Origin of the sequence: Paenibacillus hemerocallicola, assembly GCF_006265175.1 — a bacterium.
Lineage (GTDB): Bacteria > Bacillota > Bacilli > Paenibacillales > NBRC-103111 > Paenibacillus_AB > Paenibacillus_AB hemerocallicola.
Map to the genome: position 1 here is coordinate 108,487 of NZ_VDCQ01000002.1, position 19,709 is coordinate 128,195.

The 19,709-nt window shown below is 54.4% G+C and carries 17 protein-coding genes; 6 read left to right on the forward strand and 11 right to left on the reverse strand.

The window, feature by feature from the left end; translation table 11 throughout:
• Positions 1 to 6 precede the first annotated feature (6 nt).
• Entirely contained in the window at positions 7 to 1,527 is a 1,521-nt protein-coding gene (locus tag FE784_RS02090; RefSeq protein ID WP_139600462.1) for a spore germination protein, read from the reverse strand.
• 162 nt (positions 1,528 to 1,689) lie between these two features.
• Between FE784_RS02090 and FE784_RS02095 the strand changes: the two genes are divergently transcribed.
• Entirely contained in the window at positions 1,690 to 2,787 is a 1,098-nt protein-coding gene (locus tag FE784_RS02095; protein WP_281287006.1) for a GerAB/ArcD/ProY family transporter, read from the forward strand.
• Positions 2,788 to 2,857: 70 nt separating this feature from the next.
• Here FE784_RS02095 and FE784_RS02100 read toward each other — a convergent pair whose 3' ends face one another.
• From FE784_RS02100 to FE784_RS02135, 8 genes are all read right to left on the reverse strand, one after another.
• Entirely contained in the window at positions 2,858 to 5,098 is a 2,241-nt protein-coding gene (locus FE784_RS02100) for a transglutaminase-like domain-containing protein (RefSeq protein ID WP_139600464.1), read from the reverse strand.
• On the reverse strand, positions 5,099 to 6,322 hold the full coding sequence (locus FE784_RS02105; RefSeq protein WP_139600465.1) for a DUF58 domain-containing protein: 1,224 nt from the start codon (positions 6,320 to 6,322) through the stop codon (positions 5,099 to 5,101). It abuts the gene before it with no gap.
• 30 nt (positions 6,323 to 6,352) lie between these two features.
• Positions 6,353 to 7,312, reverse strand: coding sequence for an AAA family ATPase (locus FE784_RS02110; protein WP_139600466.1), 960 nt, complete (start codon positions 7,310 to 7,312; stop codon positions 6,353 to 6,355).
• 386 nt (positions 7,313 to 7,698) lie between these two features.
• Complete coding sequence (locus FE784_RS02115; RefSeq protein ID WP_139600467.1) at positions 7,699 to 9,807, reverse strand: LTA synthase family protein; 2,109 nt, start codon at positions 9,805 to 9,807, stop codon at positions 7,699 to 7,701.
• 242 nt (positions 9,808 to 10,049) lie between these two features.
• Positions 10,050 to 10,415: a stage V sporulation protein AE gene (gene spoVAE / locus FE784_RS02120; protein WP_139600581.1), complete on the reverse strand. Its 366-nt coding sequence runs from the start codon at positions 10,413 to 10,415 to the stop codon at positions 10,050 to 10,052.
• A 10-nt stretch (positions 10,416 to 10,425) separates the two neighbouring features.
• On the reverse strand, positions 10,426 to 11,442 hold the full coding sequence (spoVAD, locus tag FE784_RS02125; protein ID WP_139600468.1) for a stage V sporulation protein AD: 1,017 nt from the start codon (positions 11,440 to 11,442) through the stop codon (positions 10,426 to 10,428).
• Between the two features lies 1 nt (position 11,443).
• Positions 11,444 to 11,920, reverse strand: coding sequence for a stage V sporulation protein AC (gene spoVAC / locus FE784_RS02130; RefSeq protein ID WP_139600582.1), 477 nt, complete (start codon positions 11,918 to 11,920; stop codon positions 11,444 to 11,446).
• A 33-nt stretch (positions 11,921 to 11,953) separates the two neighbouring features.
• The gene (locus FE784_RS02135; RefSeq protein WP_139600469.1) at positions 11,954 to 12,814 is read right to left on the reverse strand and encodes a DUF421 domain-containing protein; all 861 of its coding nucleotides are present in this window, start codon (positions 12,812 to 12,814) and stop codon (positions 11,954 to 11,956) included.
• A 181-nt stretch (positions 12,815 to 12,995) separates the two neighbouring features.
• On the opposite strand from FE784_RS02135, the gene FE784_RS02140 reads away from it, so the two are divergent.
• Positions 12,996 to 13,202, forward strand: a complete 207-nt coding sequence (locus FE784_RS02140) for a DUF1657 domain-containing protein (RefSeq protein ID WP_139600470.1) — start codon at positions 12,996 to 12,998, stop codon at positions 13,200 to 13,202.
• Between the two features lie 269 nt (positions 13,203 to 13,471).
• Here FE784_RS02140 and FE784_RS02145 read toward each other — a convergent pair whose 3' ends face one another.
• Positions 13,472 to 14,659, reverse strand: a complete 1,188-nt coding sequence (locus FE784_RS02145; protein ID WP_139600471.1) for an MGDG synthase family glycosyltransferase — start codon at positions 14,657 to 14,659, stop codon at positions 13,472 to 13,474.
• 253 nt (positions 14,660 to 14,912) lie between these two features.
• Here FE784_RS02145 and FE784_RS02150 point away from each other — a divergent pair, with 253 nt between their 5' ends.
• From FE784_RS02150 to FE784_RS02165, 4 genes are all read left to right on the forward strand, one after another.
• Positions 14,913 to 15,965 carry a sensor histidine kinase gene (locus FE784_RS02150; RefSeq protein WP_176705900.1) on the forward strand — a complete coding sequence of 351 codons (1,053 nt, stop codon included), beginning with the start codon at positions 14,913 to 14,915 and terminating at the stop codon, positions 15,963 to 15,965.
• Positions 15,966 to 16,044: 79 nt separating this feature from the next.
• Positions 16,045 to 16,590 carry a SiaB family protein kinase gene (locus tag FE784_RS02155; RefSeq protein ID WP_218103736.1) on the forward strand — a complete coding sequence of 182 codons (546 nt, stop codon included), beginning with the start codon at positions 16,045 to 16,047 and terminating at the stop codon, positions 16,588 to 16,590.
• Between the two features lie 11 nt (positions 16,591 to 16,601).
• The gene (locus FE784_RS02160) at positions 16,602 to 16,991 is read left to right on the forward strand and encodes a DUF1987 domain-containing protein (RefSeq protein WP_139600473.1); all 390 of its coding nucleotides are present in this window, start codon (positions 16,602 to 16,604) and stop codon (positions 16,989 to 16,991) included.
• A 2-nt stretch (positions 16,992 to 16,993) separates the two neighbouring features.
• The gene (locus tag FE784_RS02165) at positions 16,994 to 18,847 is read left to right on the forward strand and encodes a SpoIIE family protein phosphatase (RefSeq protein ID WP_176705901.1); all 1,854 of its coding nucleotides are present in this window, start codon (positions 16,994 to 16,996) and stop codon (positions 18,845 to 18,847) included.
• On the opposite strand, the gene FE784_RS02170 is transcribed toward FE784_RS02165, so the two are convergent.
• Complete coding sequence (locus FE784_RS02170; protein WP_246131866.1) at positions 18,844 to 19,575, reverse strand: response regulator transcription factor; 732 nt, start codon at positions 19,573 to 19,575, stop codon at positions 18,844 to 18,846. The genes FE784_RS02165 and FE784_RS02170 overlap by 4 nt on opposite strands.
• Between the last annotated feature and the right edge of the window lie 134 nt (positions 19,576 to 19,709).

Here is a 19,709-nt window from a genome sequence, read left to right on the forward strand (position 1 = left end):
ACCACCTTATGTTTGTTCCGGCCGATCTTGTCCCGTCTGTCCGGACGGCTCCTTGTTCCGATTGCCTTTTGAAAACTGTTCCTTACCGTTATTCGGCTGTCGGGAAGCGGCCATGTGCGAATACATTTGCCACCAGGGCACCCGGACGATATTATCCTTTTGTCCGGATGCCCGAAACGGCGCGAAGGGGGTCATGTAGGGCACGCCGAACGATTGCAAATGGCATAAATGCAGCACTAGCGCGATCAATCCGATAATGATGCCGAAAAAGCCGAAGGAAGCCGCAAGTCCCATAAAGGCGAACCTCAGCATCCGGATAGAGATGCCGATCTCGAAGCTGGGAAAAATAAAGCCGGTAATTGCCGTAATGGACACGATTATGACCATCGCCGGAGATACAAGTCCCGCTTCCACGGAGGCTTGTCCCAGAACGAGCGCGCCAACGATGGAGATCGATGTCCCTACCGCCCTCGGCATGCGCACGCCCGCTTCGCGCAATAGCTCGAAGGTAATTTCCATCATTAACGCTTCGATGAAGGCGGGAAACGGGATTCCTTCCCGCTGCGCGGCCAGACTGATCAAGAGAGAGGTCGGAATCATCTCCTGATGGAAAGTCGTAATGGCGATATACAATGCCGGAGCAAGCAAAGAAATAAAAAAAGCGAGATATCTCAGAAGGCGCAGCAGTCCGAAGTCCGATCGATGATAGTAGTCCTCCGGTGATTGGAGAAATTGCGTGAACAGACCCGGAACGAGCAGAACAAACGGGGTGCCGTCAATGAAAATCGCTACTCTGCCCTCCAGAAGGGCGGCAGCGACGACATCGGGGCGCTCCGTATTGTTGACGGTCGGAAATACCGTATACGTTTCATCCTGGATAAATTCTTCAATGTAGCTGCTTTCCAAAATCCCGTCGATCTTAATGTTGGCGAGTCTATCCCGAAGCTTCCCGAGTACGTCCTCCTTCACGAGTCCGTTTATGTACATGAGCGCCGTGTCGGTTTTCGTCACCCGGCCGATTTCCTTCGTCTCCACCCACAAATTCGGATCCTTGATCCGCCGTCTTACAAGCGAAATGTTCGTATGCAGCGCTTCGGTAAAGCCGTCCTGCGGTCCGCGTACGACCGTCTGCGATACCGGCTCGGTCACCTGCCTTTGTTCACCGCCACGGGTAGCGACTACAATAGCCATCGGCACGTTTTCCGTCCAAATGACGGAATCGCCTGCCAAGATGGACTTCTGGATATCGGCAAAAGCGGTCTTCCAGCCAATATCGCCAACGGTTATGACGAGATGACGGGCGAACTCCTCGAATTCGTTTCGGCCGACTTTGCCCGAATGGAGAAGCAGCGATTCCATTAGACGAAAGATGGAGTCCTTATCGACAAGCCCTTCCATATACGAAAGAGCCAATCGGATTTCATGATCCTTTCCGAATACGATGTCCCGTACGATCAAATCTTTGCTGTTACCGAAGCTCTTGGTCAGTTGGGATATATTTTCCGCAAGGCTGGAAGAAATGTTCACGAGACGGCACCCCTTGCTGACGTTTTATAACCATTATGGACGACTAGCCCCAGCTTTATAATCACGGGGTATATCGCATTCAAATTAGGAAAAAATTGAAAAGACAGAAATGGCAGTCAAAGACAGCTGGGGGGCGGCATTCTGGAGAGAGGTACCGTTTCGATACGGCAGTACGTCATATTGACCGCATTGTTCGTGATCGGAGATACGATTTTGTATATACCCGCAAAAGTGATCGGTGTAGGAAAGGAAAGCGCATGGCTGTCGGGTTTTTTGGCGATGGTTGCCGGGCTGTGCGCCGCTGCGTTGTATGGCGTGTTGGCCAGCCGGTTTCCCCGTATGACACTGATCGATATCGGCAGCCGGACACTCGGCACGTGGCTCGGGAAGTCGGTCGGTGTGCTGTTCGTCGCCTTCTTCCTGATCGATTCGGCGATTGTTTTATGGCAAGTGGGCGATTTTATGGCAACCCACATTATGCCGGAAACGCCGATCCAAGCATTCCTTATTTTGTTTATGCTAGTCGTGCTAATGGGGTTCAGGCTTGGCATCGGTACGGTCGTCCGCTCGGCCGAATTGCTCTTTTTCTGGGTCGTCGTCCTCTTTGCGATGCTGGTCGTCATGCTGACCCCCCAAATAGACCCGAAACATCTGAAGCCTTTTTTTGATAAAGGGCCTAACCCCGTGCTGCGGGGAACTTTGCAGCTCGCCGGCTATTATTTCGAAGCGGTCACGCTGATGATGGTACTTCCGACTTTGCGGAAATATCACGGAATTACCGGTGCTTACTTGCTAGGCATAGCGGCGGGAAGCTTCATTCTGAGCGTAACGGTGATGCTATGCATTTTGGTTCTCGGAACCGATTTGACGGAGCTTCAACTCTTCTCTACGTATGTGCTGGCCAAAAAAATAAGTATAGCCAATTTTTTGGAGCGCATCGAAGTCGTCATGGCTTCGATCTGGTTTTTCACCTTATTTTTTAAGCTGTACGTTTGTTTTTACGCGACCGTCGAAGGGGCGGCTCAACTGCTGAAGCTGAAGGACGGCAAAGCGCTTTCGCTTCCGGTTGCCGCGCTCCTTATTCCCGCATCGCTATTGCTAGTACCGAATGTCGTCTATTTCAACGATAACATTCTGAACATGTGGTGGGGATTCAGCGCTACCTTCGGGCTGCTGCTGCCGTCAATTTTTTTTGGAGCAAGCTTGCTCAAGAAAAAGAGAATAGAGCCGAGGAGAGTACGCGGGAAGCGGAGCGGTTGACTTTAAAGTGCTCTTCCCCTTCAACGCAAACAGCCGCGACCATTGTCGGTCGCGGCTGTTTGCCCTCTCCTTACATTTCCTCACGCAGCTTGCTCACGATTCTCGAGAAGGAGGAAAGCTCCTCGTCGGTTATACGAGAGCTGCTGTATTTCGCCTTCTCGAAGACGAACAGCAACGAATCCAAATCTTTTTGCAGCCATTTGTCCTTGTCGATCCACCGGTTCGCCATCTCTCTCGCCGTCTCGTGCTCTTTGCGGGAGTAGCCCTTTCGCTTGGCGAAACGGATCAGACGCTCGAACTCGAGCACCGCGCGCTGATTCGAATCCAACTGCCGGCCAAGCGGACCGAACGGTCGGAACTTGCGGAAGCTGTGGCGGTTGGCCCACAAAAACGCGAGCAAGATCGCAGCGGCAATGGCACCGGCACCCCAACCGATCGCACGCGGCATTACGCTTTCATCGGCTGCCTCGGACGATGTCTCTCCGGACGTTGCCGGCAGCAGTTCGGTCGATATTTCAACCTCGGGAGCGAAGATCGGAAGCGCGAAGCCGGCCGTCGGCTCGAACGGGATCCAGCCATAGCCCGGGAAATAAATCTCTACCCAAGAATGCGCATCCGAGTTGCGAACCGTATATTCCCCCGCTCCGTCCGGATCAAGAAGCTCCTCCGGAAAGCTGAGCATATCTTCGGCCATCGCGTTGGCGCCCGGGGTGTAGCCTTTCACCCAGCGAGCCGGAATGCCCAGCGAGCGGGCCATAACCGCCATCGCCGTCGAATAGTAATCGCAATACCCTTCCTTGACTTCGAACAGGAACCGGTCGACAAAATCGCGGCTTCTGCCTTTGCTCAAGTCCGGCGTGTTCGTGTACGGGAATGTCGCGGACAAATACCGTTCGAGCAGCTTGACTTTGTCATACATGTTCGTTCCCGATGCGGTAACCTGCTGGGCCAGTTCTCTCACCCGGTTCGGCAGCGTTTCCGGCAGAAACAAATTTTCTTCCAGTCCGGCTCGCGTCGGCAGCTCTGCGGGCACCTTGCGCAGTTCCGCCTCGTCGACGATCGGTACTTTGGAAGTAATCATGTACGTTTGCGGATAGGCTTGACGTCCGTTCGGGACCCAACGCAATTCGCCCAAACGGGCCGCCCATTGCAGGGAAGCCATGTTCGTGTTCGTGCCGCCGAGGGCGGTGACTTTGTCGATCGCATAGGCTCCGAACAGCACCGGGTAATCCTGCTCCGCTTCACCGAGCACCGTAACCGTCTGCGTCACATCCACCGTCTTCGCGAGCGTAGGCGCCAATCTGGTATCCTGCGGAAGCGAGGTTTCCGCAGCTACGGGAACGAGCGGCGTCCGGCGCTCCACATCGCTCGCGATCCACCCTTTCCCCGTATATAGCGAGCGCGTTTCCCCCCGCCAATAGCTGCGGTGCGAAGTCGAAATGGACATGACCGGCGTGAAGTCGAACGAAAATTCCCCGCCAAGCGTCGAATCGTTGCGACTGTAGCCAGAGGATGACTCTCCTCCGAGTACGGAGCTCGTACCGAATCCTTTGTTGAAAAACGTAATTTGCTCGCCTCGAATATTTTTCCACATCGTGTACGGGTCGGTCACCAGCGCGCGGACGTCCGGCGCAAGCGTGCCGATAAACACGACGAGCGATACTAGAAAGACGATCGGAAGGGACACGTTCAACGGATAATCGGATAAATGCGCCCAGCCCGCCGGATTCCGTTTCTTCAAGCCCGCGAAGTGGCGAATGATCAATAAGAACAGTCCGCAGAAGATGAGGATGGCCACTTGCAGCCAAAGAACGAGAAAACTGAACGAGTCGCGGAACGCGAATGCGCCGACCGATAAAATGAGCGCTACCATAATTCGCCATTTCGCTTTCATCCACCAGAAAGTGAATAGAGACAGAAGCCATGCGGTCAAGGCAAACCATACGAACGGATCGAGCTGCATGAAGTTGGCGCGGAATAACTGCCCCAAATCTACGGCGAATGCGCTAAAGTCGCGAATCGAATGAAATTGCCGACCGACCGGCACATAATCCAGCATCGTGCCCAGTACATAGAAAATACCGATTGCCTGCAGCAGCCGACGCAATCCCCAGTGCAGACGAGGGAACAATTCGACGACAAACACGACTAGTAGGGTAAGCTTTACGATCGCTACCGTCTCGGGCAGCCACACTTGATCTTCCTTATGAATCCATTGGACAAACTGCAGCAGGAACAAGCCGGTCAGAATGGCCGTCAATCGGTCATGCCAATCCTGCAGCAGCAGCCTCTGCCATAATCGCTGCTCCATTTATTTCCGCCCTCCCAACACAAGCGCCAGCTCGTCAAGCGAAGAAACGGCGTAGCCCATGACGCCTTTCGCCTGCATTTGCCGTTTCCAGCGCTCCTGATCGGCATCGGGAACGTCGCACGACACCCAAATATGGCATGGATTCATTTGCCTTTGCTCGATCCATCCGAGCGACTGCGACATCGCTTCCCCGAATTGAGGGGATATGATCGTGAAGAAAACTCCCGGCATAAACAATCTGGAGCGGTCCCTCAATACATCCATAAGCGAATATTGACCGTCGGGCTCTACGTCGATCAGATGGTTAACGATAACCTTCTGATGGTTCGCGCTCAGCCTCGGTTCGAAATATTTGGAATCTTTGCCCACCGACAGAAGTCCCAGCGCCAAATCCCGGCTCCCCGCGTAATCGATCAACGAAGCCGCAATGGAAACCGCCAGCTCGAAATGCTCTTTGCTGCGATAGGCGCGCATATTGCGATCGAGCAATATGACCGTCTTCGGCAATGACTCCCGTTCGAATTCCTTGGACTTCCAAGTGCCGGTCTTGGCCGTAGCGTTCCAATGAATACGGGACAGCCGGTCTCCGTAAATATATTCGCGTACACCGTTGATTTGAGTCGTTTCCCGATGGGAACGGGTTGTCGCCGAATGGTGGTGCATGCCGCGGAACAGCTGGTGGAGCTGATTCCAATCGCGGATATGGGTTTTCTGGGGTAAAACGCCGAACGTGTGGGGAAGCTCGAGCCGTCCTTTATGCCGGAACAAGCCGAAAATATCTTCCGTTGCGCAATCGGTATCTCCGAATTGGTAGAAGCCGCGCCGCAATGGAGGAGTCCGGTAAGATACTTCCCCGCGCCTCTTCCAATCCGGGATCAGAAACGTTTCGAATACGTGCTCTTCCCCGCCGCGGCGAACGAGACGGTCCTTGACCGAAACGTACGGAATCGGCCAAAAGCCGGGTACTTGCACTTGGATTTGCACCGCTAGCGACGTCCCCGCCTCGAGCACCGCCTCGTGCTCCGCGTTGAGAAGCGTCCGTCCGCCCTGCGTCTTGGAAATGCCGCTCCAGCGGCTCAAGGCCAAATACAAGCATAGAACGGCTACGATAATAAAAACCATGAAGGCAAGCTTGCCGCCTTGAAACAACAAAAACAGGAAGCTGAACGCGAATAGTGATGCGATGCCCCAGAATCGGGCCGAATATCTGGATAGAATGCCCATCGTTTGCTCACCCCGTTTCCTTCCATCCCATTATTTCTCGAGACGAACGGGCACCCTGATCTGCCCAAAAATGGACTGGAACACCGAATCGACGGTCAAGCCTTCGATTCTCGCCTCCGAATGCAAAATCATCCGATGGCCCAGCACAAACGGCGCCAAATACTTAATATCGTCGGGGATGACGTATTGCCGCTCGCGCAAATAAGCCAACGCCTTCGCCGCCTGCAAGAGGGCGATCGTCGCCCGCGGACTTGCTCCCAGAAAGACGGAGGAGTGCTCGCGCGTCTTCCGCGTAATCGATACGACGTAATCGGCAACCGCCTCGTCGACGTGCACTTCCCTGACCCGCCCCTGCATCTCCGTCACCCGCTCTATGTCGGCTACCTGCTCCAATCGGTCGACAGGATGTCCGCTGGCTTGGGAGAACAGCATTTTCTTCTCCGTCTCGTGATCCGGATAGCCCAGGCTGAACTTCATCATGAAGCGGTCAAGCTGCGCTTCCGGAAGCACGTAAGTGCCTTCGAAATCGATCGGATTTTGCGTCGCCAGCAGAAGAAACGGCGAAGGCAGCGGATGGCGTTCCCCGTCCACCGTCACATGGCGCTCTTCCATCGCCTCGAGCAGAGCGGACTGTGTTTTCGTCGTCGCGCGGTTGATTTCGTCCGCGAGCAAAATATTCGTCATAACCGGACCTGGCCGGAATAAAAACGTTTCTTGTTTCGGATGGTAGATCGCTACGCCGGTTATGTCCGTGGGCAGCAAGTCCGGATTGCACTGAATGCGCCGGAACTGGCCCTCGACGGATTTGGCCAACGCTTTGATGAGAACCGTTTTGCCTGTTCCCGGCACGTCTTCGAGCAGAACGTGTCCGCCGGCGAGCATAGCGGTCAAGAGCAATTCGACTTCGGCGGTCTTACCCAGAATGCAGGATTCCAAATTTGCCTTAAGTTGTCTTATAATGGTTAAATCTTCCACGAATGATGCATCCATCTCGTCCTGCTCCTCTCCATGATCCGTAGTTCCGTTCCAACCTGATGATTTCTGCCTTTTAGGGGCCTTATTCCTATTCTACAAGAATTGAAAAACGTCGTATAGCCCCTCGATCATTACAAATAGATTACAAAAAATGCAGTCGGACAATAGAGGAAACGGCAGATTTCGCCAAATGGTTCGCCCGTTCCGCAATATATTGTATACGCTTGCAGGACAAAAAGGTTTCACGACGATTCGAACGAAACATTTCTTCCATTATATATAAAAAAATGGATTTTCCCTATACAGAAACCTCCCTCTTCGCTTTAGTGCGATAAAGAGTTTGAACATTCTGATGCGCAAAAAAAAACGGCCTCTCGCAACTCGCAAAGAAGCCGGTCTCATTATTTGGTCGCGATGGCAATCTTCTTGACGTTGGATTGCCCTACGATAATATCCTTGGAGTCGAAAACTTTCACCTGTACTTCGCAGCTGCCCGACTTGAACGAGTCGGCCGGCGCTTTGGCCGTCAGTCCGCCGCCTGAATCCCGCTTCGTCTCCAAAGCTTTGCCGTTCGCGAACAGCTTTCCTTGCGCCGGAATATTTTGTCCGGCAACGGTAATTTCCGCATCGGCCCCGGCCTTTGGCGTGTCTAGCTTTACTTCCTCGATCTCGATCGGGCCCGCTCCGAGAAAATAGTCCGGATTGACGATTCGGTTCTTCATTTCGCCGTAAGCATGACGTTCCCCGAACAAGCTATCGTACTGAAGCAGCTCGTAGCGCTTCATATCGGCCTCGTCTATATGCATTTCCCCGAAATATTTTTTGGGTGGGATAACCGGCGTTTTGAGGGACAATTCCCGTAAAAAATCGGTGTAGTACGTCCCCGGAAGCTTGGCCTTGTCCAGCACGTACGAGCCTAGAAACGACGGGCTCATATCGATCGTTTCCTGCTGCTCCGGAAGGAAATTGTTCCATACGACAACGGGCGTCCGATGCATTTTGTTCAGGAAATCCGGATCGTCGTCCCCGCGAATCCATTTCGCGTCCTTGTATGCTTTGTACCCGTCTCCCAAATAAGGCAGATGATCGCCGAAAAACGCGATGATCGTCGGTTCGCCGGAATCCCGGTAATGCTCTACGAGCGTCCGGAGCATATTGTCCGCATCCTGCACGCCCTGCGCGTACGTTTCCAGAAGCCCTTTCGTCTCCTTGGGGATGTCGCCTTCGACCTCGATCGTATTTTGTTTAAATTTTCCGGGATAGTAGTGGAAATGGTTTTCCATCGTATTCGCGAAAATGAAATCGCGCTCGTCGGTTTTGCCCGTCTGCCCGATGATCATTCTCGCTACTTCGCTATCGGCTATATAGGCGCCTTCGTACACGGGCTCGAAAAACTCGAGAGGGATATATTGGGAGAAGCCGAAATTTTTGTATACTTTGTCGCTGTTGAAATACCAGCGGTGAAACGGACTGATCGCGGTCGAATAGTATCCTTGCCGGGCCAGGATGCTGGCGAGCGAATCGATGCTCCGCGTAATGTGCTGGTTGTAAGGAATCGTTCCCTGCGGCAAAAAGCGCATTGAATTCCCGGTCAATATTTCGAACTCGACATTGGCGGTGCCTCCGCCGAATTGGGGAGACAGCAGCGTCCCCGCAGCAGTCGTTTGCCGAAGCTCGTGATAAAACGGCATCGGATCCCTGCTGAACGCAATCCCCTCCAATTGCGTCGGATCCCATAACGACTCGCTCAGCACGACGATGACGTTCGGCTTGACGTTATCGCTCTCGGCAGCCTCCGCCCCGCCGCTCCTGTGGCCGTTGACCGCTACGATATCGGCAACCGCCCTATCGCTATAATCTTCCAGCTTCGTCACGCCCAAATATTCGAGATTCATGACGGTCGCGAGCAGCCAGCCGTTCGTGTCCACATTGGCGGATTGATCGTACGTGATTGCGCTTATGCCAAATACGCTTTTTATGGGAAACGGTTTGTCCGTATAGGCGATGCAGGTAATAACGATCGCGAAGATCGCCATCCCGCAACGTTCCTTCCAACGGATCGCTTGTGCTGAATTCGCCTTATAGAGCAGCAGCCAGCTTACGGCGACAAACGCCGTCACATCCAGCACGAGCTGGACCGTTACGATATTTTTCACATATTCGATCATGTCCCCGGCTTCGCCGGTCAGCACGAAATCCCATGGCAGAAGCGGCACTCCGAGCATTTTCGATTTGACTCCGGTAATAAGCGCCAGCGCAAAGCCGATGGCGGAGACGATCCAGAAGGACAGCCTGATTTTACCGGTAAAGGCTGTCAACACGAGCCAGGCTCCCGACAAAAAAATGCCGTTCAACAACAAGGCGGGTACGTGCTGGACGCTCCACTCCATCGCGCCCCATGCACGATTCCTGCTCAACGCTTCCATAAACAATACGAGCCAGCCGGATAACAGCAATACGAAATACCGCTTTCCCAAATAACGGCCCGCCGCGATCAGCCCATTCCACATCCTGCTCATTCTCCCAATCCGCCCGCTCCATATCATTGATTGAATAGTCTGCTATGAACGAAAAAAAGACCTTTGCCATTATATCATGAGATCAAACAGGCCACAAAGCTATATTTTGCGGCATAACTGCAGTCCTATTCCAGACAAAACGAATCCCCGGAAAGGACCGTTAAGCGGCTCGCTTAACGAATCTCTCCGGGGAGAGCGGACACGGGATATGCGGCGCAAATCGTACCAAGCGGTCAGCCCTTCGGCTTCACGAACGTCGCGGCCAAAAACGAGAAAATGATCGCCGCCGATATGCCTGCGCTCGTCACCTCGAAGATGCCCGTAATAATCCCGATCCCGCCGTGCAGCTTGTACTCCTGAAGCGCGCCGTGCACGAGAGAATTGCCGAAGCTGGTAATCGGCACCGTAGCGCCCGCCCCGGCGAACTCGATAAATCGGTCGTACAGGCTTTTGCCGCCGATCACGATCCCGTCCACGACGGCTCCTAGAACGACGAGGGTACTCATTGTATGCGCGGGTGTCAGTTTTACTACATCCATCATCAACTGGCCGATTACGCAAATCGCGCCGCCGATTACGAATGCCCATACGAACTGCATCACATCCATCTTAAACGCCCCTTCCGCTTTCGATTGCCACCGCATGGGCGATGCACGGGATGCTTTCCCCTTGCTGGAATGAAAGCGGGGAGAGCAGCGCGCCGGTCGCCACGACAAGCAGCCGCTTCATATGCCCGTCCCGCAGCCGCTTCAGCAAATGCCCGTACGTGACGACCGCCGAGCACGCGCACCCGCTTCCTCCCGCTTGCACCGACTGGCGGTTAACGTCATAGATAAGCAGACCGCAATCGTAATAATTCGTTTGCTTGATCGGCACCTTATGCTTCTCGAGCAGCTCGCAGGCGATCGAATAACCGACCGAGGCAAGGTCTCCTGTGACGATCATGTCGTAGTGCCCCGGTTCTATGGCCAGATCCCGCAAATGCGCCTGAATCGTATCCACCGCGGCCGGGGCCATCGCCGCTCCCATGTTGAACGGATCTTTAATCCCCATGTCGACCACCCGGCCGATCGTGGCGGCCGTAACCCTCGGTCCGTCCCCTTTAAGCCCGAGCACCGCGGCGCCCGATCCGGTCACGGTATATTGCGCCGTAGGCGGCTTCTGGGAGCCGTATTCGGTCGGGTAACGGAACTGCTTCTCCACCGTGCAGTTATGGCTCGCCGTTGCCGCAAGCGCATGCTTGGCCGAGCCGGAGCTGACGAGCAGCGAGGCGACGGCCAAGCTTTCCATCGAGGTGGAGCACGCTCCGAACACGCCCAAGTAGGGAACCGACAACGTTCTCGCGGCGAAGGTGGCGCTGATAATTTGATTCATCAGATCGCCGGCGACGAAGCATTGTATATCTCCGCTGGTCAGTCCCGCGTTCTCCACCGCCAGCTTGGTCGATTCCTCGAGCAGCTTCCGCTCGGCCTTTTCCCAGCTGTCTTGGCCAAGCATCAGATCGCCGTGCACGATGTCGAAATCGTTCGCAAGCGGTCCCTCGCCTTCGTCCGGGCCGACGACGGTCGCGGTGGACATAATGACGGGCGGATTCGGGAATTTCCAGGTTTGATGTCCGACCAGCATGTCATCGTCCTCCCCAATCGAGCAGCATATGGATAATGCCGATGATGAAGGCGGCTACCGTCCCGAAGACGATTACCGATCCGGCAAGCTTGAACATATTCCCGCCCGTGCCCAGCACGAGACCTTCGCTGCGGTGCTCGATCGCCGCCGAGCACATCGAATTGGCGAAGCCGGTGACGGGAACGGCGGTTCCCGCTCCCGCCCATTGGGCGATTTTATCGTATACGCCCATACTGGTGAGCACGACGGATATGAAAATGAGCACGGCAACGGTCGGGCTTCCGGCCGTTTTCTCGGTAAAGCCGAACCAATGGATGAACATTTCCATAAACAGCTGTCCGATCAAGCATATCGCTCCGCCGCTCACGAAGGCGAGCAGGCAGTTTTTGGCGACCGGCCGAGGCGGCTCCTTCTTCTTCGCGAGCACCTGGTACTCCTGCTGGACGGGAGTGAGCTTCTTCTTTTTCTGTGCGGCCATCGTTGCCATTCTCATCTCTCCTTTATTCGTCCGTCATCGCTTTAAATAGGGCTCCACTTGTCCGACGACGCTTTTCAGCGAACGCACGCAGCTCTCGTACGTTTTTTTCGCTTTGCGGTTTTTCGTGGCGAGTGCGAACAGCTCCAGGTCGGCCTCGCACTTGCGCAAGGTGGCCCACAGCAGCTCGCGCTGGCTGGGCTGCGGCGTTTTCAGCAAATCGTCGTACAGATCGACCGTCAATCCGCCGTAAGAATCGACTTGAGCCAAATAGACGTTCTCCCTTGTAACACCTATCTTCTCCAGCTCGGTCGTTAACCATCCGCGGCTGAGGCCCGCGGTGGATAACGGCTCGTCCAATATTTCGCCGTCCATGATAACCGTCTGCGGCTCCTGCTCGTTAGGTACCTTGAGGCCCAAGCTTTTCGGCGTAATCGGCTGGTTTTCCTTCGTCAGCAGCACGCTGACCTCCCCGTCCGTCTCCAATACGGCGAATTCGACGTCGGCCAGGCGGAACGCATTTTTTTGCCGCAGCTCTTCCAGAAGCTCGTCCGAGGTGAACGACGCTTTCTTCAGGTTATCTTCCAGCACTTTGCCGTCCTTGATCAGTACGGTCGATTCTCCGTCGAACCATTTGCGAACCCTCTTGCTTTTCAACTGCAGCCATTCCATCCCGACAGGAATAAGCGTCCAGACAAGAATGGCCGATACGCCCAGCATAAAATGGTTCTCGATTTCCAGGGAAATAAAGCCAGCGATGTTGCCGATCGTAATGCCTGCGATGTAGTGAAAAAAGTTTAACTGGGAAAGCTGCTTTTTGCCGAGCAGCCTGGTCATCAGGAACAGCACCGCAACGGCGGCGACCGATCTCACGACAATTTGTGTCCATAGCGGCATCTCTATCACCGGTTCTTTCTGTCGATGGTTTGGTGTTGCTTATGCTTTCCGAATCCTCGGCAATTCAAAGTTTGACAAGCTTATTATTCGTAAAACAGGCAGCACCTTTCATGACAGTTTTTTACAGATATGAGAACCCGGCAAACGGGAATAGTATGTATTGGCAAAGGAGGTGACCTACATGACCGTATCATCGCAAGTAAAAACTTGTCTGGCCTCCCTGAAGAGCGCGCAAGCAAGCCTCGAAACGTTTGCTCTGAGCACGCAAAATCAGGAAGCGAAGAGCGTGTTCGAGCAATGCGCCCAAACGACGCAGCAAGTCGTCGACCAAATCAGCTCCCGCGTGAGCCAACTGGAAAACGAAGAGCCTCAATACAAAGGCTTCTAATTCAGCGCTGCGCTGCATCCAAACGAAACGATATGAAACGGAACAGCCGCCAAATGTCTCCCGACATCTTGACGGCTGCTTTTGTTTGTTTCCCGCATTATACGAATCCCATGAGCACGATCACGAGCAAAATATACAAAACCAGTACCATTACACCCCAAGAGCCGCTCGGCATGGAAACCGCCCCATCCTATTCGTAATGAGCGTTGCTCTTTATTGTATGCCGATGCGTCCGTTCCGCCATATACATCCGCCCATCCGCATGGCGGCTATACGCCAACGCGAACCGGCGATCTCTCCCAGCGCGGGATCGGACAATGGCGAGCCGCGAAAATCGCCTCCAATGCCCGGTCTGACGCTCGTTCCATATGCATCCTTTCCATGTTCCGTCTCATGAACGCCAGTCTGTCCGGTTGGCGGATCAACGCCCCTACCAGCTGCTCCAATTCCCCTTCATCCGATGCGCGAACGGCTACCTGAACCCCTGTCAAAAAATCGGCGTTGTCTTCCTCTTGACCCGGCAGCGGTCTATACAGCACCATCGGCAGACGCATGGCGATCGCTTCCGAGGTCGTGAGGCCGCCGGGCTTCGTAACGACCAGATCCGCCGCTCCCATATACTCCTCCATATTTCTTACGAAGCCGGTCAAGCGGACCCCGTTGGCCGCGGAGGCGGACTCGCTGTGGAGCCGTTCCTCCAGCTTGCGGCGAAGCTTGTCATTGTGGCCGCATACAACGACGACCTGCATCGAGCCCGTGCGGGCCGCGTTAACCATCAGACGGATCATTCCCTCATGCATCATCCCGTATCCGCCTCCCATGAGAAGCAGAACGGGTTTGTCCGCAGACAAGCCGAGCTTCGTGCGGAGCGCCATTCGCCTCGCCCCCGCCGTTCCCGCACAAAAAGGAGGTCTGACCGGAATTCCGGTTACTTCTACGCGACTGTCGGGTACGCCGGACTTCGACAGTCCGCGTCTGACCTTCTCCGAACCTACGACATACAGATCGGTGCCGGGATGAACCCAATAGCTGTGATCCGTATGATCCGTAATGACCGTGACGGTCGGAATATCGGTCAAACCTGCCATCTTCAATGCCGACATGGCCGCGGCCGCCAGCGGGAACGTACAAACGACGACGGACGGGTCCACTTCGTCAAGCAGCTTGACGATGCGCTTCAAACCGTACCAGCGAAGACGTCCCGGCAGCGAGGATAACGTGGACCCTTTGCGGGTATGACGGAACAAATATCCGTACACCGAAGGAAATTTCTGCACGCCTTGATGAAAGACGGCTTTGCTGATCCCATGCAGCCTCGGCAGCGTCCACTCCATGAAATCTACGATAACGGGCTCGGCATCGGGTCTTGCCAGCCTGCAAGTTTCCAGCAGCGCTTGCGCCGCCTGCTTATGACCTTCCCCGAACGGCCCGGATAACAATAATATTTTTCCACTCATGCCAGACACCCGCCCTATTCAGCAGCTTATGGCTATATCATAACGCCGCCGATCGATATATGATACAGACCGTCGCCGTAGTCCATCCCATACCAAAGTCCAGTTCTTATCCCTGGACCCCGCTCCGGCAGCAATTCAATCCTTATACGAATTATACAAAAAGAAGATTAACTTTTATGCACCGAAATTCTAAAAGTTTTCTTAAGGCTGTGCTATAATGATTCACAACTCTAGTACCGGGGAGAGAGCGCTGGTGGATTTCGGAACGACTTCCGAGCAAGACGTGTTTACCGAAGAACTGCATATTTTGAGAGCGGCCAAAACGGACGTCGCGAGCGGCAAGCAGCCGGATCAGCGGCAGTTCGAACAGCTGGCCCAGCATTACGAGAAACTGCTGAAAACGACGATGAAGCTGTCCCGCATCAGCGACATCCAGGGCCGGACGCTGAAAGAGCAGGAGCAGGACCTGAGGACCGCCTCCGCCGATCTTCAAAACCTCGAACAGCTGCGAAGGCAATTGATCTCCGATATTTCGCATGAGCTTCGAACTCCGATTACTTCCGTGCAAGGATACATAAAAGCATTTCTGGACAATGTCATACAGCCCGATCCCGTATATTTGACGATGATTTATCAGAAGCTGCTGACGATCAACCAGCTGATCTCCGATCTGTTCCAGCTCTCTACCTTGAAAGCGAATCAGCTTCCGCTTCATTTCAAACGTACGTCCATCCTTCAATGGTTGATGTCGATTCCCCGGAAGTACGAATTGGAGGCCAACCGCCAAGGCGTGGCGCTGATCCTCGATTCATCCATCTCCGTGGAGGAAAGCCTCGGGATCAGACCCGAGAGCGCCATCCTGTTTATCGATACGGTAAGGATGGAGCAGGTCGTAACGAATTTGCTGGACAACGCTCTCAAATTTACGCCCCAAGGAGGGACGGTTCGGCTATCCGGACGACTGTCCGCACAGCCTCCCGATTCGGTTACGGCATTCAAGTCCGCCAAGGCGAACACCCCGCCGTACTGGTTCACCTTGACGGTGGAAGATACGGGCAAGGGCATCGAGCCGAACGATCTCCCGTTCATATTCGAACGGTTTTTCCGTGCCGGCAATGCGGATTCGCATGCCGTGTCGGGAGCCGGACTGGGCTTGGCCATCTCCAGGGAAATTGTCAGCCAGCACAACGGCCAAATCGGCGCCGACAGCGAGGCGGGCAGAGGAAGCCGGTTTCACTTCTCCGTTCCGGCGTATGACGGTTCGATGTCGGCTGACGGAACGATTGCACTACCCGCCGGCTCTTGACCGAAGGAAATGCTCTCCCCATTCGTCCCTTTTCCTGATACACTAGTAAGGATCATACTGTTACCGGGAGGAAGATGCTTTGCAGCTAAATTTATTGACCGTCCAGAACATGTTGAGGGAATACGGAATTTTGATCAGCTTTGCCGGAAAGCTGTCGCAGGGCTTGATCGAGGAATATGGCGCAGCCGTCAAGTCGTACCTGGAGTCGGAGGAACGGCCGCAAAACGAAATATTCCATATTTTCTCGATCTTTATCGAGCAGACGCAAAATATTAAAGATTACTGCTCCATCAAGCAGGACAGCCTATTCTCCGATACGATAGCCCTATCCAGCATCGTTACGATCGGCAAAACCGGCAACGGCCATTTCATCTGCTCCGGCAACGTCGTTGAGAAGGAGGATCTCGCCAAGCTTACCGGCAGAATCGACCTATTGACCGCGATGGATAAAGCTGCGTTGAAACAGCTGTACAAAGAAAAGCTTCGCCAGGAACTCCCCGAGGGGTCGGACAGCGCCGGACTCGGTTTGATCGATATCGCCCGCAAAGCGCGGGATCCGCTCGAATATTCGGTTACGGAGCTGAACGAACATTTGTCGTTTTTCACCTTGAAGGCGGTCCTATAGGAGTGAACAACATGCAACGATACTTTATTTCCGAGACGAAAAGCTCCCCTGCCATCGATTTCGACCCTGCAACAAACCTGCTTGCCTTGATCGGGCAATCTTACCCCGAGAACGCATTCAAATTTTATGAACCTATTCTCGAATGGGCTGACGGTTATTTGGCTCAGCTGTCGCCTGACGTAGAGGCGATCCTCGAGTTTCAGATGCCGTATATGAACACGAGCAGCACGAAATGCCTCATGATGCTTCTGGACAAGTTCGATTCCGCCTATTCGCAAGGCAAACGAGTGGCCGTCCGTTGGATTTGCAACGCCGACAACGAGAGCGAATTCGAATGCGCGGAAGAGCTGAAGGAAGACCTGAGTCTGCCGTTCGACATCCTGACCAAAGAGGTAGGTTGATAATGAAACGGGCTGTCGCCTCCCGACGCTCCGCGATACGCAACGACCCGCTCTACGATTCCGGGGTTGCGAAGGTGTCCGCATTTGCCGCCGGATTGCTTGTCGTATCGATTATATTAACAGGCGTACTATCTTATTACATAACCAAAGGACAATCGGTCAAAAAACTGAAGGAAAACGATCTCGATTATATAGCGGCCTCCATAACCGCCAAAATAAGCGGAACGATCGAGAGAGCGGCGGAAACGAGCCGTATTTTCGCGGAGGACCACGAAGTCCGCGAATGGATATCGGGCGGGGAGAAAAAAGACGCCACAGGCGTAGCCGTGCTCGACAAGCTGCGCAGGTTGAAGGAGCAGTTTCATTATGACAATTCCTTCATTGTCAGCGTTCCGAGCGGCAACTACTGGTCCGAAGACGGCGCCGTCATCGATGTGATGTCCGTCAATGATCCGGACGACAAATGGTTTTTCGATTATTTGAAGTCCGGCAAAGACTTCAAGTATGACATCGACCGCAACGAGGAGCGAAACGACACGTTCGTCTTCGTCAACGCCTTGTCTAAGAACGAAGGCAAGCCGCATGCGATCGTGGGAGTGGGCTTCAGCCTACGGGATTTGTCCGGGAAATTCGAGGAATACAAATACGGCAAGGACGGAAGCTTGTGGCTGACCGACCAGTCGGGCACGATCTATTTGTCGGACGAGCTGGACCAGAACGGCCGGAACATCAGCGACTATTTGCCTCCCGATACGGCGCGGAAAGTACGGAGCTTGACGGGCCAGAGCCAGGAGGCGCTGGAATACCGGTCTGCGGACGGCAGAACGAACGATCTGGTCGCCTTGCCGATCCCGACTACGGAATGGACGCTCGTCGTGTCGGTGGACCGCGAGGAAGCGATCTCGTTTCTCAAGACGATCCAGGCCCAGACCGCGATTGCCGTCGCCATCGCGCTGTTTTCCGTCGTATTTTTCTTCTATTATACATCCCGCAAGCTGGCCGATCCGTTCAAGCGGGCGGTTGCCCTCAACCAGGAGCTGGAGAAGCAAATCTCGCACAGAACGAAGGAGCTTGAGGAGCAGAACGTGAAAATACTCGACAGTATCGATTACGCCAGCCGAATACTCATATCGGCGCTCCCCTCCGAAACCGAGCTTCGGGAAGCGCTGCCCGACCACTTCGTGTTATGGAAGCCGCGAGACTTGGTCGGAGGAGACTTTTACTGGATCAAGCGGGTCGAGAAAGGGTTTATTATTGCGGTAGGAGATTGTACGGGTCACGGCGTACCGGGAGCGCTCATGTCGATCATGACCGTATCGCTGCTGGATCAAATCGTCGATCGCATCGAATCGGACGATCCCGGCCTTATTTTGTCGCAGCTCAACCGCTCGATCAAGCAAATGCTGAATCAGGAAGGCAAGGACGGCTTGACCGACGACGGCGTCGATATCGGGATGTGCCTGATCACGCCGGAGAAGACGATTTACGCCGGGGCGGGATGCACGCTGTACATCCGGAAGCCTGACCATCTGCAAGAAGTGGATGGGCACCGGAGAGCGATCGGATATCGGAAGACACCGTCCGATCATGTGTACGAGAGCATTTCCGTGACGATCGGACCCGAAGATGTCGTCTACTTGACAACGGATGGATTGGCCGACCAGAACGGCGGGGACAAAAACTACTCCTTCGGCAAGACGAGGTGGAAACAGTGGATCGAATCGAACGGAGGAGCTCCTCTGCAGGAGCAGAAGCAGCTTCTGCTCGCGGAATTGGATCGTTATCGGGGAACCGAACCGCAAAGGGACGATATTACCGTTCTCGGATTCAGGCTCGCCCGATCTGACCGGCATTAGTGGGCGCCGCCTTCATACCGGTAACCCATGCCTCGCACGCTGACGATAAAACGCGGCTCGGCCGGGTTATGCTCCAGCTTTTTCCGCATATTGTAAATGTGCACCATGACCGTTCTCGGATCGTCGTTGCTGTCGCTGCCCCATACTTGCTCGTACAGCTCGGAAGCCGCGAATACTTCGTTCGGATGACTGGCCATAAACGCGAGCAGCTGGAATTCCTTGGCCGATAGACGTACTTCTTGACCGTCCGCATGGACGGTCATTTTTTTCGGGTCTATATAGATCCCTTCCGCCGGAATCGCCGGTTCTGCGATACGGGTACCGGGAGCGGCAGCTTCATAACGCCGGTAAATCGGCGCTCTGCGCAAATTCGCTTTTACCCGGGCCACGACTACGGCCGGGTCGAACGGTTTCGGAATGTAATCGTCGGCCCCCAGATTCAGGCCTTGCACGATGTCCTCCGCTTCCCCTCGAGCACTGACGAAGACGATCGGCACATTGGACACGCTGCGAATTTGCTCGCATACTTCCAGTCCGTCGACACCCGGCAGCTGAATGTCCAGAAGGACCAGGTTCGGCCGTGCCGTTTCAAATTGGCGCAAAGCGGTAATGCCGTCCGTCGCTTCAACCGTGCGGTAGCCGTGTTTAATCAAGTAGAGCCGAAGCAGCTCGCGAATTTCGTTATCGTCCTCGACGATAAGCACCGTAGCATTTTCCGCAGATTCCAATCGTATTCCCTCCCAATCCATGCTGCATACCTGTCTTTTTAATTCTACCATTTGCGCACGAATAACGCCACGGACCCGAAACGGCAAAAAGTCGGGCAGCGTAAGCTTGCCCGACCTGCTTATATGGACTCGTG